The 16,599-nt window shown below is 47.2% G+C and carries 17 protein-coding genes and 1 pseudogene; 3 read left to right on the top strand and 15 right to left on the bottom strand.

The window, feature by feature from the left end; translation table 11 throughout:
- Nucleotides 1–201: 201 nt before the first annotated feature.
- The 14 genes from R8O11_RS06935 to R8O11_RS06870 all read right to left on the bottom strand — a co-directional run bounded on the left by R8O11_RS06935 (nt 202) and on the right by R8O11_RS06870 (nt 11,263).
- On the bottom strand, nt 202–909 hold the full coding sequence (locus R8O11_RS06935; RefSeq protein WP_258500897.1) for a hypothetical protein: 708 nt from the start codon (nt 907–909) through the stop codon (nt 202–204).
- An 88-nt stretch (nt 910–997) separates the two neighbouring features.
- Nucleotides 998–2,071: a primase-helicase zinc-binding domain-containing protein gene (locus R8O11_RS06930; protein ID WP_318194026.1), complete on the bottom strand. Its 1,074-nt coding sequence runs from the start codon at nt 2,069–2,071 to the stop codon at nt 998–1,000.
- Nucleotides 2,072–2,162: 91 nt separating this feature from the next.
- Nucleotides 2,163–2,504: a plasmid-related protein gene (locus R8O11_RS06925; protein ID WP_222772678.1), complete on the bottom strand. Its 342-nt coding sequence runs from the start codon at nt 2,502–2,504 to the stop codon at nt 2,163–2,165.
- Entirely contained in the window at nt 2,504–3,001 is a 498-nt protein-coding gene (gene radC / locus R8O11_RS06920) for a RadC family protein (RefSeq protein WP_000791199.1), read from the bottom strand. The genes R8O11_RS06925 and radC overlap by 1 nt, the downstream gene beginning before the upstream one ends.
- Before the next feature lie 85 nt (nt 3,002–3,086).
- Entirely contained in the window at nt 3,087–4,742 is a 1,656-nt protein-coding gene (locus R8O11_RS06915) for a VWA domain-containing protein (protein ID WP_318194025.1), read from the bottom strand.
- Nucleotides 4,743–4,811: 69 nt separating this feature from the next.
- The gene (locus tag R8O11_RS06910; RefSeq protein WP_054104229.1) at nt 4,812–5,252 is read right to left on the bottom strand and encodes a hypothetical protein; all 441 of its coding nucleotides are present in this window, start codon (nt 5,250–5,252) and stop codon (nt 4,812–4,814) included.
- Between the two features lie 61 nt (nt 5,253–5,313).
- Nucleotides 5,314–6,267, bottom strand: a complete 954-nt coding sequence (locus R8O11_RS06905) for a DUF3150 domain-containing protein (RefSeq protein ID WP_318194024.1) — start codon at nt 6,265–6,267, stop codon at nt 5,314–5,316.
- A gap of 98 nt (nt 6,268–6,365) precedes the next feature.
- Entirely contained in the window at nt 6,366–7,133 is a 768-nt protein-coding gene (locus tag R8O11_RS06900; RefSeq protein WP_318194023.1) for a hypothetical protein, read from the bottom strand.
- Nucleotides 7,133–8,092, bottom strand: a complete 960-nt coding sequence (locus R8O11_RS06895) for an AAA family ATPase (RefSeq protein ID WP_005398022.1) — start codon at nt 8,090–8,092, stop codon at nt 7,133–7,135. The genes R8O11_RS06900 and R8O11_RS06895 overlap by 1 nt, the downstream gene beginning before the upstream one ends.
- A gap of 209 nt (nt 8,093–8,301) precedes the next feature.
- A complete protein-coding gene (locus tag R8O11_RS06890) occupies nt 8,302–9,318 on the bottom strand; it encodes a lambda-exonuclease family protein (protein WP_318194022.1) in 1,017 nt (338 codons plus the stop codon).
- 60 nt (nt 9,319–9,378) lie between these two features.
- On the bottom strand, nt 9,379–9,522 hold the full coding sequence (locus R8O11_RS06885; protein WP_015066581.1) for a hypothetical protein: 144 nt from the start codon (nt 9,520–9,522) through the stop codon (nt 9,379–9,381).
- A gap of 81 nt (nt 9,523–9,603) precedes the next feature.
- Nucleotides 9,604–10,422 (bottom strand): phage recombination protein Bet, encoded by an 819-nt coding sequence (gene bet, locus R8O11_RS06880; protein ID WP_318194021.1) that lies wholly within the window; start codon nt 10,420–10,422, stop codon nt 9,604–9,606.
- A gap of 79 nt (nt 10,423–10,501) precedes the next feature.
- A complete protein-coding gene (locus R8O11_RS06875; protein ID WP_005398028.1) occupies nt 10,502–10,921 on the bottom strand; it encodes a single-stranded DNA-binding protein in 420 nt (139 codons plus the stop codon).
- Between the two features lie 15 nt (nt 10,922–10,936).
- Nucleotides 10,937–11,263, bottom strand: coding sequence for a hypothetical protein (locus R8O11_RS06870; RefSeq protein ID WP_005398029.1), 327 nt, complete (start codon nt 11,261–11,263; stop codon nt 10,937–10,939).
- 369 nt (nt 11,264–11,632) lie between these two features.
- Here R8O11_RS06870 and R8O11_RS06865 point away from each other — a divergent pair, with 369 nt between their 5' ends.
- From R8O11_RS06865 to R8O11_RS06855, 3 genes and pseudogenes are all read left to right on the top strand, one after another.
- Entirely contained in the window at nt 11,633–12,235 is a 603-nt protein-coding gene (locus R8O11_RS06865) for a hypothetical protein (RefSeq protein ID WP_005398030.1), read from the top strand.
- Between the two features lie 127 nt (nt 12,236–12,362).
- Nucleotides 12,363–13,694, top strand: coding sequence for an IS4 family transposase (locus tag R8O11_RS06860; RefSeq protein WP_065274336.1), 1,332 nt, complete (start codon nt 12,363–12,365; stop codon nt 13,692–13,694).
- A gap of 127 nt (nt 13,695–13,821) precedes the next feature.
- Nucleotides 13,822–14,610: pseudogene (locus tag R8O11_RS06855) on the top strand (IS630 family transposase); the annotation flags it as partial.
- A gap of 98 nt (nt 14,611–14,708) precedes the next feature.
- Here R8O11_RS06855 and ltrA read toward each other — a convergent pair.
- Nucleotides 14,709–16,013, bottom strand: a complete 1,305-nt coding sequence (gene ltrA / locus R8O11_RS06850; protein ID WP_225468105.1) for a group II intron reverse transcriptase/maturase — start codon at nt 16,011–16,013, stop codon at nt 14,709–14,711.
- Nucleotides 16,014–16,599 lie beyond the last annotated feature (586 nt).

The following is a 16,599-nucleotide window of genomic DNA, read 5'->3' as shown; positions in this document are numbered from 1 at the left end:
CGAAGCGACTTTGCAAACATAGAAACTCACTGTTTTTGCATAAATATTATTATCGTTACATGAGCTGTATTTGGGCAAATTTCAGTAGTTCGTGGCCGCGAATATTTTAGCCGTAAATGATAATGGGGCAGAAACGAGTTACGCTGAAGGCCAGCTTTTGGCACATAAGTGATATTCATGAAGTGCGAATACTACATTAGCTCACTTAACTGCAAAAACCGTAACCAAAGTTTTAATTGAGCCACTTGGAACCATAACAAAGTACATCTTGCTCCCCATGTATTGCCAGAACTCGGCCTCCTGTGCATATTTTTTTGCTTTTTGGAAAGTGACGCTTTCTGGTAACTGGGTTTTAGTTAGCCTTGGGCATAGCAGCTTTGAGCACAAAGCCTTCCAAGGATGCTTAGGAGCACCGTCTGAAAGCCGTTCCACAAACCGTTCCAGTGCATGACGAGTCACCACGACAGGTCCAATGTTCGGAACATTTATTACCTCATCGATTTCTCTCACGGTAGCAGTATCGACGCAGTATTCTTCGAAGGAATGAGAGAGCCATTCTTCCCGTTTTTCTACCGATATCTGTGCTTCCTGGTAACGAGTGAGCAAGAATCTAGTCAGGCTGTAAAGTGAATGCTGAGTTGAGCGTTGTTTCTGTAACTTTTTGATGGCTCCTTTACTGACTCGGATTTGAAGCCCATTGCCGCTTCGGTTACTCCCCATCACCTCTTTCACTGACAGTAGGTGATGAATCGCATAGAGCTCAGCTGCAATTGGCTTTTGCTGCTCAGGTAGCGTTTCGTATTGCTCACCTAAATCGACCTTTAGCTCACCACCTCTTCGAAGGCCGGTCTTCCAGTAAACCGTAAACTCACCATCAATCTGCTTTGTTAACAGGGTTAATACCATCATGTTTGTTCTCCTATTGGTTATCTATTTTTCATTCTCCATGTTTTTTCAAATATGCAAGGCGCAAAAAAAGGGGCCGAAGCCCCTTGGATCAGATATGAACTTTCGGAAAGCCCATGGCACCGTAAACATTCAGCACATCATTCCAATCCCAACTTTTCAAGCCGAGTGACGTTGGTATCGGAGGGATCAAGACTTGTGACAGAATGCCTTTTTGCCAGGCTTTTTTCTTGAGTTCATTCGCTGCATTCAGGCCGGTCTCAGAGAGATCGTGGTCTGCCCAGATGTACAGCATTTTCACATTACTTGGTGGTTCAAACCTAGCCAGTAGCGTTGCATTCACAACCGACCAACATGTTTGCCCCGTTGCTCTGGTTACCGCTAGGGCCGTTTCTATACCTTCAGAAACACCTAGTACTTCACCAGGCTCACCTATCGGAATGGCACCACCTGTGATTGTTCTGTCACTTGGTATCGGCATCATCTTTTTAGGCTTTTCAACCGGCGCTTTGAATCCATCTTCACTTAGGTAGATCCGATGAAACGTGGCCGAACGCCCTTGCTGAGTAACGATTTTACCTAGCAGCGCTGGGTAGCTATCGATAAACAGACCATCTTCATCATGGTAAGGCAAGCTTGGATGAAACCTCAGCACCGAATCCCATTCAGGACGAAGCCGCGTCACAATGCCACGACGATGCAAGTAGTTCCAAACCGGTTGCGCACGAGTATCTGCAAGAGATAACGTTTCTCCCCAAGTTTGATTCAAGCGATGGATAATCGCTTTGTCCTCGTCCTGCTTTCTAGCCCTCCAATCAACTGCGTTACTCGGTATTGGCCGAATAGGTGCTTGTATTTGTCCGGGTTGAATACCAAGAACCTGGCCGATTGCTTCAACAGACTGAGCAAAGTTCCATCCATTAATCCAAGACAACAGTTCAAAACCATCATGAAAAATCCCGCAGGTGTTACAAACGCCACCTCCGGTATATTCAGCATCTTTGAATAGCCTAAAGCCATCACGACCGCCATGAACAGGGCAAGCCACATGACGGCCTTTTCGAGCAATAGCGGCATCAAGTTCTGGCACCAATGCCGCCAAGACTTGAAGCCATTGGCCATTAAGATATGGCCTTACTGTTTCAATTTGTAAAGGTAACGCCATATAACCTCCTTAAGTAAAAAGCCGACTCCTACCACTGGTGGTAAAAGTCAGCTTGGGTCCTGCATTGAGCCGTTTGGTTAATGCAGGAACGTTAGTCAAGCTGGATACCATGTCGTCCTAATAGACACATGATGGAATCACGAAGCACATCAGGATCGACAACCGCAGCCATCGCGCAAACACGAAAGCAAAATGGCGCTATTTCGTCATTTTGAATCCACGACAACACATCCTTGCGCAACCGAGTACTGACACGACCATCCAGCAATACTCGGATCGCATCCAATAGAATGCCTTCGCGTAACTGCCAGATTTCCGTGTCAGACCAAGTGACTGGGGCATCATCAAACTCAAATAGAAATTCGAGCTGTGATGACGTGTGTCGATGGGACTGCTTTTGTGATGTAGGAGAATGGGCAATGCGCCCATTCATTAAAGATAACCGCGTTCAGCAAGCGAAACGCAGCCCTCGGATGCGACCACGACATGGTCAAGCGTTCGAATATCAACAAGTGACAAGGCGTCACGGAGTCGATGAGTTATGCGTTTATCAGCTTCACTGGGCTCAGGATCACCCGATGGATGGTTATGAACCAGTATCACTGCTGCCGCATTAAGCTCTAGCGCACGCTTTGTTACTTCCCTTGGATACACGCTCGCCGCATCTAAAGTGCCTTTGAACAGCTCTTCAAATCGAATAACGCGATGCTTTGTATCAAGAAACAGCACGCCAAAGACTTCGTGCTCATACTCGTGCATCAGTGTTTGCAGGTATGAGAACGCCGATGATGGCTGTTCAATTTTGCGACCTTTACTCAATCGACCACGGGCAAGCTTGAGCGCCATATCTAAAATATCCGCTTCAGTCACTTGCTCAGGAACGATGTAAGTACCGGCTTCTTCGCCAGCTAAGAACTTTTTGTTTTTCATAGGAGTCTCCACAAAAAAAAGCGGAGACGAACCCATGCCCTGAAGGGGACGGAATCGTCCCCGCAGGGTGGTATAATTGATGTGGTTACTGAATTAACAGTTGTTGTGTTACTTCGAATAACTCACGCTTTAGATCTTTGACGTCATTAATCACAATGCTTTGAGGAAAGAATTTCTCAACACTGCGTGTTTGAATCCCGATCCCCAGCAGCTCAAAGCCACTGCGTCTGCACCGGTCAACAATGTCATGCGTGGCAGCCCAATCATCTGGGTCACCATCCGTTAGCACTATCATTAGCTTTCGCTTCTGTTTTTGCGCTAACAAACTGTTTGCCGCAAACCACATTGCTTGTGCCATAGGCGTACAACCTCGTGGTTTTTGGTCAAAACAGGCGGCCCGATGTCGAACCGATTGCTTGGGCAATAACGCGATAGAAACTTCCTGATGAATACCAGGAAAATAACTGACCGCAGGTACAACACCCGGTATGCCTTCCAGTGCCATGGCCAAAGCCAAAGCGGCTTCATTGGCAACATGAAAGTACTTTCGATTACCTTCGCCAATGGGTTTACCCATTGAACCCGATATATCGACCAGCAAGTGCACAGCAGCATTAGGCGCAATGCGAGGTTGCCTTTGAATAAACAATCTCGACTCACCTGCTTGTGAAGCGGCAAGACGATGGGTTGCAACTCGAAGACCGTGCCGTTTGGCATGATTCCGATTGTCCTGACTGGACTGAACCATGCCCCTAAGTCGGGCTCGAATTTGAGCGGACTCAGACGCCGATAAGGTCAAGATGGCCTCATCACCCAACATAGCGTGCTCTGCTTGGGGCAAACTGAGTGGAGTGACACCCTGATGTCCTTCAGCTTGTTCCGACAACACTTCTGCCACTTGGGCAAAGGTATCGGGTTCAAACTGAGCGGCACTGGCCTCTAAGGCTTGTCGCAAATTGTCAGCTTGATCAGAGTTATCAGAATCTCCCGTTTCAGCAGCATCCACCATTGCAGACAAGTCTGCTTCCGGGGTTTGACTGTCACTACTGTTATTGCTGCCATTACTCGCATCTTGTCCAATGTCATTACCGCTATCAGCATCCGACTCATCCTGTGGTGGACGAGATTCTTCCTCCAACATGGCAACGATGGCATCGACAAGTTTTAGCACTTCACCTGTAGACGCCAGGCTAGGCACTGCTGTCAGCATGGCGCTTAACCGGCTCATCGCTGCGGCAGGAAAGAGTTGTCTCACTCTTTCATCAATCGCTTGATACAAAGGCGTCAGCGCTTTCTGGCCCAGAAAATGGCATCTCAAGCGAAACAACAACCAGGCTTGCAAGTTAGATGCAGGCTCAAGCTGTTCAGGTATACTCATTTGCTGAGTGTCCACCATGTACTCAATCACTTGCGAAATACTGCGCCGGGTTCCGGGATAATCCTTCGCCAATTCGTTTTCAATGCGAACGTCCTCAATGATATTGAGAAGTGCCTTACGGATCGGTTTGGACGACGCCTTCTGCACCATGTCAAAATTGGTATGCCGAATATGCGCCGCTTCATGAGCCAGATAACCCCAAGCTATCTGTTGATAGTGTGGGTCGTCTGGGTTTGCTGTTGGGATCACAATCCGCTCACCATCGGTAAACGCATCTTGTCCTTGAATAAGCACCTTCACACCAAACTTTTCGCCATAAGCGGCGGCAACGATTGGCAGTGCGTTTTTTAATGGATGATTCATGGGAGTCTCCTAATCATTAGGGGGAATACTCCCTCAGCGGGAGCGTTTCCCCGCTGGGAATGTGAGTGTTTAAACCTGTGCTTTTAGCTTATCCAGATCGTATTTTTGACCTAACCAAGCCACCAATTGAGCTGGACTCTCGTGCTGCTCAAATGACGTTTTAAGCTGGTCTAAACTCAGGATGTCATCCAATGTCAGACCGTACTGGTCTTGTAACTGAGTAGACACCTCGTGTTGATATTGCAGCCAGGCCCGCTCAAAAGCGGTTTGCTGCAATGCCATGTTTGGAACAAATACCATGGCCGTTACCCAAGCTCCTTGTGCGTCCGCATCTGCGATCAAAACAGGGTTCTTGGGGATCACGACACTATGTGTTGAGTACGACCGTTGTACTAACGTTCGACAACACGCCACTTCTGGTATCGATTCACTTTCAACCGCATCAGTCACACCACGAAAATGTGCTTCAAACTGGTTCAGTTGGCTGGGGGTATGGATGGTTGATTGCATAATTTCCTCTTACATAGTTCAGAGGACATGCGCCCTTCAGGGCAACATGCCCTCAAGGACGTTAGAAATAAAATGAGTTTGGTACAGTCGAACCAAGGTTTGGTCTGACGGTTGGTTGTGGTATTGCACGTAAGTTATCTGCCTGAGCAGATACTGGCTGTGCGGGTTTAGGTTCAGGTTTGGGCATCAGTTGTCTGATATCCAATTGACCTTCACCGTGCATTCTCATCTTGTCTGGATCAGACAAAATTAAAATGGTCGCCATCAGTTCGTGATAGAGATTGCCTGTCACAGGGCCGGTCTTCGGCAGACGAACAAATAAATTGTCCATCGCTTCAACCATCGGCTGAACTCGGTGATCTAGGAATGACAAACCATCCAACTTGTCTCTTAATCGCTTGAGAGGATTAAGGGCTCGCTGGCTGATTTGATTCTTGCCTGCAACGGAACGCTCAAACAGCTCATTGGCATCACGAGCCACCTCCCTAAAGAGGGTGTGTCCCATACCATTGACCTTGTCATCTAGGCCACCAGCTTGTTCAGCCGGTTGCATTCGATAGATGGCATAATCGAACTGAAGCCGTTGTTCCACATCTTCAATGGGTGACAGCGCACGCCGGATTGCATCTGCAAATTCCGGGTGTTTTGCAACCCAGTCAAACGTCACCTGATCATAGTTGTCCAAGAACAACTGCTTGCACTGCGCAAACTCCTGACCGATCCGGTCAAGCTCTGGAACAATCTGATCAATTCGGTCTTCAGGGACGGCATAGCCACCTAAAAACCGCACACCGGCTTGCTCACACAAGCGTTGCGCTTCTTTCTTAAGCCTTTCAAAGTTCGCCAATGCCTCAGGGTCGCAAATTTTTTTACTCCCTAAGCTGGCAACATCCTTCGGTGGAAGTTGGCTGCCATTGGCTAATCTGAAATCTTCAGGCCTTAGTTTTTTTCTACCGCTCCAGATGGAACAGTCGATGTGACAAATCAAAAGTTTGTCGAGGGTTTGAATACTCATAGTGCATCCTCATGCGAGATGGGGACGCACCACTCCCAACAGGAGCAATGGCCCCCGTTTGGGTGGTAGTAGTTGACGCGCTAATGGCAATACCACTATCAGAAATAGTAATTTTGCGAATCAGGCGACGATTGATTGAGATCGATTTTCGCAGGCATTAAGTCCAGTGCTTCAGCTATCGGGCGAACCCGCTCTAAATCACTGCCTAGCAACCGCAATACATCTTTTTCCAACTTCAGTTGGTCTGATACTTCTATCCCTTCAGGACTCGCTACTGTGAGCGAACACAGAGGTGGTAATTGACGCTTAAAGGCCAGTAACAGCAACAATGGCCACGGGCCATCATCCGTGTTAACAATGCCAGCGCCTTCACCTGACACCATGCTGATTTGATTGGTACTAGGTAATCCGCTTTTGCAAAACCCTAATGACCATTCTCCAATCCTGACCTGGTTATCATCAATAACAGCCAAGCCATAGGCTTCAAGCAGCTTTGCCATATCGAATAACGCTTTTTGCGCCAGCGAAATTTGGCCATTGACGTCCTTGCGAGTACGAAACTCCCAACTGACGTTATTGGCGCACGCGACGCTATCTAGCGCATTTGAGAGTTCAAATGGCCGCCCTTGATGATCAATACCGACATGTCCAACCAATCGGTAACCCTTGTTGATTTTCTCATTGATTCGTCGGTCTGCTTCAGCGTTAGGATCAGTCGAGTCAATCAATCGCTGCTGCGACAATTGACCGGCTTTTCCAAACCGAACTTCAATCTCCTGGTTATCTGATCCAACATAAATGGCCCATTCTTTGGCTGTCCCATCAGAATGACTGTAACGGTAAAGAGCAAAGCACTTTTCCATCATCAATCCTCCCAATGGTCACCGAAGACATCAGCGGCAATACGGTGAATAGCTTCTCGTTGCTCCAACTCAGCACGAGCCGTCAAAGACCGAACCAGTGCATACTCCACTGCGTTAGGAGCACCTTTAAAAGCAAGTGTTAACTTTGCCCAGCGCACCAAGGTCCGAGTGGACATGGTGATACTAAGCTCCGCACCGCCATCCGCGCCCCCAATAAAAAGACGACGAATGTCACCAGCCACCTTCACCATTTTTTGGCGAAAGACTTCTGGCAAGCCCGGCGCAACGTTCTCCAGAATGGCTTCCTCTACAGAAGGCTCTGCATAGGTCGCTTCGATGATTCTAAAGCGATCAAGAAAAGCCAAATTCTGTTGAAGCACACCTTGATACAAGCCCGTTTGGTCACCGCTGCCCGCACTGTTGCCGGTAGCGATAAAACGAAACTTAGTATGTGGCATGATGATCTCTCCGCCATTTTGTGCGATGACCAAAGGGGCACCTTCCAAAATGTCATTGAGCCCAGCCAGTTCAGCAGGCTCAGCAAGATCCATTTCATTAATGATCAGCAAATGGCCATGCTTTACAGCCAGTGCCAGCGGTCCATACACAAAGGTCATGTTGCCATTAACCAGCGTGTGGTGACCGATAAGATCGGACAACTCCAATCGACCGTGCGCAGTAATTTGCTGAACAGGCCAATTCAATCGAGAAGCAACTTGGCAAATTAGCGAGGTCTTACCGCATCCAGTGGGGCCTGTAATATACAAACCGTCACCGTCTGGGTTAGACAAAAACGCCAATACGTCACGTAAGTCTTCTTTTCTAAAAACATACTCGTCCTTGCGAACGGGAATGTTTGGATCGGTAGTGTCGGCACTAAATCCTTCCAGAACGAAAGCATCAGGAGCCGGGACATTAAACGCTTGATTCACTTGAACCAAAAATGGGGATTGTTCAGTCATGGTAAACCTCATCAGTTTTGACGAGGCCCCATGCCCCAACAGGGAATGAAGTCCCCGTCGGGTGGTGTGTTGATTGTGGTATGGCTGTGTATGTAAGAGTTCAGCTCGCTCTATCATTCGTACCCAGCATTGGCTACGAGTGAAACTGCTTTCTGATGCACTCGATGTAAGCGCATGAGAAAGGAGCCGAAATCGGCTCCAAGTGAACGTTAAAAATAAAATGAGCTCGGCGAGTCACCTGGCAGAACCAAGTTCTCTTGCTCAAGACTGATTTTGATTGGTGTTTCAACGGGCTGCTCTGGCATATTGGTGCTGATACGCAACCGCTCTTGTGGCGCTTTTCGGTAAGCGGCTAAAACCTGTTCATCCAGCTCGCCTAATTTATCGGTAGCCAATTGCTTATAGTCCACCGTACCTGCCATCATGTAGCGGCTGAGTTTGACCCCAGCATAGTCGGCATGAGCGTAGTTACCCATCATAGCGACCAATTTCGACTGAGCTTCTCGCATTTCTTCTTTCAAAGATTTGATGTGATTTTCCAGTCGGACCACTTCGGCATGTGCTGAGCAATACTGTCGAGACAGTGATGTCCAACGGTATTGGGCTTCACCCTTGGGAACAAAACAATCTTGTTCAGGGCATTTTGACGGTTCTTTTTTGGTCTGTACTAACTCCCAAAACTGAAGCGCTGTTTCTTGCAACTCAGTTAAGAACGCCGCGTCTCGTTGTATTTCAAACTCAATCAGTTGATCCTCAAAATAGAAAACCAACCAACCTCGCGTGCTATTGGCGACCAGTATTTGATGCTGTACTTGTACCCAATACAACTGGTACGCCTCGCTTTGTTCTCGGTGAGCTTGCACATCCTCAAAAACTGACTGGCAAGGACATTTCAGTTCAACGGGTTCGCCCGCATCGTTGATGCCATCAAAGCTGGCTCGAAAGATTGCGTTATGATCGGCTTCTGCACATAACGGCAGAAGAAAGTCATTATGCGCATTCTCAAATGCTCGCCTTGCTTGAGGCTCCAACCGTATACCGCGAAGTACATTAGGATTATTCGACAGGTCTTCCGGTAATACGAATCCGGTTTTTTCTGCCCATAATCGCCAAGGTGTTTTGTAGGGTGAACGCCCCATAATAATTGGGGCTTCAGATGCCGTAACCCCTGCAATGCGCCACTGGTGCCATGCAGGAGTACGTTGTGATAGGTCGATAACCTTCATATTGCCTCCTTTGAGGGGAGACTCCCCCTAAGGAGAGAACTCCCCTTCAGGGTTAAGTGGTTACTTTGCAGCTTGTGCTAACGCTGTTTGGTGCTGAACAACACTTGCTTGAACCGAATCAATTGCCGCTTTACCGGCTTGAATCGAACCTAAGACAAGGGCAACAACCAATACCAAGCGAAAAAGTGAGGCTGATTTAGTCATGGAAGATCTCCAAAAAAAGACGAGACCTTCCCCCTGACGGGAGAATAATCCCGCCAGGGTTAGTAAAATGAATGCGTGGCGCTAAGAAGCTAAAGGCTGTGTGAGCGCTTTGGCTGCTTGTTGCTGTGCATTAAATATTTCTTGTTTCGCAAACGTCAGTTCAACACCTTGAAAATGTTCATTGGCATATTCCAATGCACTATTCCAAGCGTTTGAAGCTTCCGCCCGCTCGATAAGCTTGTAAACAAGCCCTCGGGTACGATCATCAACTTGCTCGGGTGGAATCACCAATGGCTCAACAACGTGTGTTGCTTGGCCTTCGATAATTCGCTCCGCTTCGTCTTGATCGAAAATTCCCACAAAGCCAAACGCAATGCGGGAACACTGGATCATGGATTTATGCCTTAGCATTCGCTTAGTGTGCGTCTGCCATGGACCATCCACACGGTAAGGGCCATTTTTGCCGTTACCTTCAAAAGTCGGTCGATAGACTTCATCCAGGTACTCAGTGATTTTGACTGGGTGCGAACGGTCGCGCCGATAGATAATGCATTCCATCCATTCCGGGCATTCTTTCGCGCCATCCAGTGAGACTTTGGTTTCTGAAGTCTTGAACTCCATGCCATCAAACTGGTCGTGTTGATTGATGATGCGAGACCATCCATCGACACCTACCACTGGAATAATTCCAGCTTGTTTATCAGGGAACGCAAAAATCTCTTTGGTGAAAGGGTTCAAGCCGTACTGATCTGCAACCACCAAGAGCGCCATCATCTGCTCATTGGTCGGTGCACTACCGTCACGTTGCTTGAATGCTGTTGCTTTTAGGGTATCGAACAGTTTGTTTGGATCGACACTAAAGCGCTCAGCAAAGCGTTGGATTAGCTTTGGTTTTTCCATTATGGACTCCGACAATCAAAGTGGGAGTCTGCCCCTGACGGGAAAGTACTCCCGGCTGGGTTAAAGCGTTCTTGCTCGGTTAAAAATCTGGTTCAGGATAAGTTTGTGCCCAATTAGCTTGGGAGCTTGCATCATCCGCCGCTGATGGCTCAGATGCTTTGTTCACACTATCCAGAAGCAGAAACTCGTCCGCGTCCACTTCGGTCAATCGATGCTTAATGCCATCTTTCTCCCATGAGCGCGTGCGCTGAGGCCCTTGAACAAAAAGCTTCGCTCCTTTTTGGATTAAATCTTTTGCCCTTAGCCCTAACTTAAATCCACCACGATCTCGAAAAACGACCCGATGCCATTCCGTATGCTCTTTGAGCTCATTGGATTGACGGTCGCGCCATTTCTCAGAAGTGGCCAGCGAAATGCTGGTCACCAAATCACCTGATGGATAGGCTCGCGTCTCTGGCTCAGCGCCAACGTAGCCTATGAGTGTTACTTGGTTTTTCATGATGCTCTCCTCGTCTTAGTTGAACTCTGTGCACACATTCGCTTCTACCCTGCTGGGCAAAGAAGACTGACGACGCAGATAGGTTGGTATTTCGAGTAAAGCCATGTCGTACTGATGTGGCTCTTTGTAAAACGCAGATGTCAAACGGGGCATACCAGGAGCTTTAGGCACTGCCATTGGACGACGTTTTGGTGTTGGTGTGAGCAATCGCTTGATTTGAGTAAGTACAAATCGAAACGAGCGCACGCATTGACGAGCAAGCAATCGCAAAAGCGACCAGCTCAGTTTTGCAAGCAACATAATGCCTGCGATTTGGATAATAAATCCGAAGATATATTCCATTGGTGACTCCTTAATTTGGTTGTGAAGGAGTCACCCCCAACTGGGGAGAACTCCCCCAGTTGGGTGGTGAAAAGACGAACCGCAAGGCACGCATGGTTAAACATGTAAAAACATGCAGGCTATTTGTTTAAAGAGGCTAGCTACCTCTTAGTACCACTGAGAAAACTCAACGGCGGGCTTCCTTTGAGCTCATGCTCTCAGGCGCATATATCACTGAAGCAGATCAGCAATATTTGATAGTCAGTGTAACCGTCTTATCCAGACAGGATAGTCAGAAAGATGCTCAATTCTTCCACCTAGCTGAAAGGCCATCACCGCACAGAGGATTAGGCTAGGGACTGATTATTGTCATATCAGGAGCAAAATCTTATGGCCCAAGCAAAACCTAATTACTCAAAACCCATCTTTGAACAATCATTCACAATTAATAGCTTACAGGCGCAACGTGTCGTTGACCGTGTTTTTAGACGGACGGTCAGTGCGCTTTACGGAATCGATGTCATCCTGCGCATCATTGGCGATGAGAACGAAATTGATGAAGTGGAAGATATCATTAGCCAGTTGATCGAGGATTGCGCTAAGGCGGTAGACAACGAACAAGCTCGTTTGGACAAATTGATGGAGTCCAACGGCATCGATGAAGTACCTGACTACACCGACCCGATTACCTTCAACGCAAAAATAAGCTCGCCTCAGGTTGGCCAGTTTGTCGGCTTAGTTCGCAAACTCGATGCGTTAATGATCTCAATGGACACACTCTGGTTATCGAGCGTGCTTAGCAACAAGCAACGCGTTGATGGCAACTACGCATGGCAACAGCGCATTATCAAACTGGCTCGACGCATTATTGATATCGAAATTCGAGCACGAAAATCAGCCCAAGCTAAGGGTAAAGAAGCAGAAGTTGAACAAGCGGTGCCGTCAACCGATGACGATATCACTGAAGAGGAAACAGATAACCCCACCAACTAGCCAACCAGGCTCCCATCACACAGCCCCTCTTGAAGGTAACACCGATCAGTTAAGGCATTGATCAGTTGAACGATCCTACGGATGGTTAACAATACCCTCAGTACACTAATTGCTGAGGGTATTTTTTATGTTGGCTCACTGGCTGATTGATGTCGATACGTTTGCTGCACCAGAATCACTGGCTCTCTTCCAAAAAGAACTCCCGCTCGAATGGATAGAGCAAGCCCTTGATTCTACCAATAAAGCCAGCATGAGACGGCGTAAGTTACCCGCCGAACTTGTCGTTTGGCTAATTGTCGGTATTGGCTTGTATCGGGATAAACCCATCACGGAAGTTTTAGATAAACTAGGCCTCAAGCTTTCCAACCACTTAGGGGACTCTGTTGCACCAAGTGCTATTCCTCAAGCGAGAAAGCGCCTCACCGCCCAACCTTTGGAAGCGCTTTTTAAACTGACAGCAGCCCATTGGACCCAGCAGGAAGATAGCGATGACAAATGGTTTGGACTGAGTTTACTTTCTGTCGACGGCACTCAGTTCAGCACCCATGATACCGCCTGTCTTGCAGAGCACTTCCAATACATCAAGTACAATGAAAACCACCATACTGAATACCCGATTGTTCGATTATGTGCCCTCACATCGCTGCGAAGTCGTTTATTACATGATGTTGTCTTTGGGCCCAGCTCGACAGGAGAGGTCTCTTATGCCAAACAGCTGGCCGCTTCAGCCCCCGCTCACTCCCTGACGATTTTTGACCGCTGTTACCTCAGTGCCGAGTTGATGATTAATTGGCAACGGCAACATACGACGAGTCACTGGATGACGCCGATAAAATCCAACACGCAATATGAAGTGGTTGAGCAACTGGATAAGGAAGGGCGAGACCTTTTAGTGGAAATGAAAGTGTCAGCCCATGCTCGGAAACAAGACCCAAGCTTGCCGGAGAAATGGCAAGCCCGCCTTGTCCTGTACCCTAAGCCAGAACAACCTAATCACGTCATAGGTGTTCTCACCTCCTTAACGAGTCTGGAATATGGTACGCAGTCATTACTGGATGTGTATTTTGAACGATGGGAAATAGAGAACAGCTACGGAGAGATAAAGCACAATATGCTCGAAGATGAAGTGCTGCTACGAAGTCAGTCTGTGGAGGGGGTAATACAAGAAATCTGGGGAATATTGATAGCTTACAATTTGGTTCGCCTGGAAATCAGTCGTATTGCGAGAGAGGCGCAGGTATCGCCATTGCGTATAAGTTTTATGATGGCATTGAGAGATATTCAGGATGAGCTGATGTGGTGTGCGATAGCCTCCCCCGGCTCCATCCCGAGAAAGCTAAGGGCCATGCGGGAGAGAGTTAAACGCTACATACTGCCCCAAAAAAGAAAACGGCCCAAAGCAAGGACCGTTCGTATCAATAAAACTCGCTACCCTGTTCGCTCTAAACACCTTAAGTGATAGGTGTTACCTCTTGAAGGGGCTTTTTCAAGATACGACGCAAGGCTTGCGCTGCATATAACTATTCAAGCATTGGTTATATACCCGTGATCATTGAAGATGCTTGATTTTCGATAGAATCAGGATCATGCTACGAACCATGAAAATTACACTGACTCCTCAACAGAAACTGCAACTCGAACAAATGCACGACATTGAACGTGATAGTCGAGTTTGCGACCGTATTAAGGCTGTTTTGCTGGCTTCTGAAGGCTGGAGTCAGACTATGATTTCACAAGCTCTTCGTATTCATGAATCGACCGTTGCTCGTCATCTCAGCGACTACGTTCTTTCTGAAAAACTTAAGCCTGAAAATGGCGGAAGCCAAAGCAAGCTTTCTGCTACTCAAACCATGCACCTAATCGAGCATTTGACTGAGAAAACCTATTCTCATACGCATCAAATTGTCACTTACGTTAAAGAGACATTTGGACTGGATTACACGGTTTCTGGTATGAATAAATGGCTTCACCACAATGGTTTTAGCTACAAGCAACCGAAAGGCGTACCACACAAGTTTGATGAAGCACAACAGCAAGCATTTATAGAGGCTTATGAAGCGTTAAAGGCAAGCTGTGGCAAGGATGAATCGATAGTCTTTATCGACGCAGTTCACCCAACACTATCAACAAAAATATCTCATGGCTGGATACGAACTGGTCAGGATAAAGTGATTGAAACAACGGGTAATCGTAGCCGATTGAACATTATTGGCGCACTGAACTTGTCGGATATTGGAGCAACCATTGTTCACAACTATGAGAGCATTAACAGTGAATCGATTGTTCGCTTTTTCTGTGAGTTAAGAAAGAGTTATCCCTTAGCTCATAAGCTTCATATCATCTTGGATGGTGCGGGATATCACCGCAGTGACTTAGGTAGAGTAGGTCACTGGCTTCGGCACAACCCTTATCCAGCAACCCCTCTTCAATTCCGTGCATGAGGTTTTCCCTCACACGGCTTTCACATAAATGTTCACCTGCTCACCTTCGCAGTTTTCATCTTCGTCGGTTGTAGATACACAAGACCTGCCTTGTGTAACTTATCCCATGTATCTTGCGCAAGATACAGGCTCCGACGTTGACTTCGGCTTCTTGACCATCGATAAAAGCGTGCCACCAAAAACCAATCCATCTTGAAGAAGACCTGTCGAGGATAACCTACTTTGCCAAAGTAATTCTTCCAGCCTCTTACTACTCTATTAACCCGCTCAACGAGCTGATCTAGGGTCAGAGACGTTCTATGCTTCACTATGCTTCGCAACTTATCCTTATACTTCTTTTGGCTCTTCTTCGATGGATAGATCTTTACGTAGTTGGTGTGCTGGATGAAACCCACTATGTACTTGAAAGTGAACCCTAAGAAGTCAAATTCATTTCCTACTTGGGTCATATCTACGATGTGAGTTTTATCTTCATTGAGCTTTAGTCCTTCCTGCTCCAGCTCATTCTTTATCCAGTCCTGTTGGGCTGAATTGAATGGCGTTTTCGACAGGATAACAAAGTCATCTGCATAAGAAATTATCTTGCATGGTGTCTTTGTCGCAATCTTCCGACAAAAGTCATTTAGGTAAATGTTTGCCAATAGTGGCGAAATCACCCCGCCTTGAGGCGTGCCGATAGGGTTTCCCACTATTCGGCTCTTTCCTTTTGCTGTTGGCTCACTTATCGGCGCTTTGAGGAATAGCTTAATCAGTCTTAGTACTGCCCTATCCGTCACTTTAGACCTTACCTTATCCAGTAATCGTGAATGTGGTATAGTGTCGAAAAACTTTGATAGGTCAGCATCATAGACTTGCTGATACCCTTGTTTCAGATAGCCATTAATGCATATCACTGCGTCTTGTGCACTGCGCTTAGGTCTGTAACCGTAGCTATTACAGTGGAAGTGAGGCTCGAAGACTGGACTTAGCACAAGCGTGCATGCCATTTGTACAATGCGATCTCTGATACTTGGTATGCCCAAATTTCGAGTCTTACCATTGTCTTTTGGTATTTGCACTCTCTTGACCGGCAGAGGTCTGTACCTGCCTTCTACCAGCTCCGCTCTTAATGTTTTGATCAATTTACCAGACGTTTCAATGCTATTTAAGTCCTCAAATCTGACACCATCGACTCCCGCCGCCCCTTTGTTTGCTTTACACAAATAGAAGGCATCCCACAGGATGTCGAAACGACAAATTTTGTCATACAGACTATAAAATGCTTGGTCTGGCTCCTGCTTTGAGCGCAGGTAAAGTTTTCGCTGAAATTCTCGAACTTTATTTGAAGTGCTAGCCATTCGGCAATCTCCTGCTGAAATTTCTTTAAAAACGTCATTTATGTTTGGGCCCCTTCCCTAGATGAGGTTATGTTGTCCTCATCATCTTTGGTACTATGGGCTCATCCGACTGCCTATTGTGTATACACTGAGAATTTCGAGGTCCCCTCTTATATCTCTGCGCTGGTGCGCGACTCTCACAGCAATAGGCTCTCCCACGTTTACTCAACATCCTTCAATGCATGCCATCTTGTATTACACCGGGAAACCACACAGTTGCCTTCGCTAGTTGCTTCACTGTATGTGGCAGGGTTCGTATACTCGGAGCGACTCCCCATTTCCACTTGCGTGACGATGCTTAACCAAGTTCGCTTAATGCTACGGCCTACATTGCGTCTCAACGATTTCTCGTCTTTGTCACTGGGCTTCATATCATGCTGTTGCCATCATGTATGCCAGTCAGACTTCTAGGTGAACTAGCAATTTCCTAGGTAGGGACTTTGCACCCTACTGGACTTAACCCATTGTTTAGGTTAACGTTCTGGGCTTATTATGCCATTTAATCGCTTGGCTGCGTCTCTTGCCCAGAGCAGTGTTGAGCACCTCG

The organism is Vibrio sp. 1288 (assembly GCF_033344475.1).
Note: the sequence above shows the minus strand (reverse complement) of the source record. Positions and strands in the feature narration are given on the sequence as shown.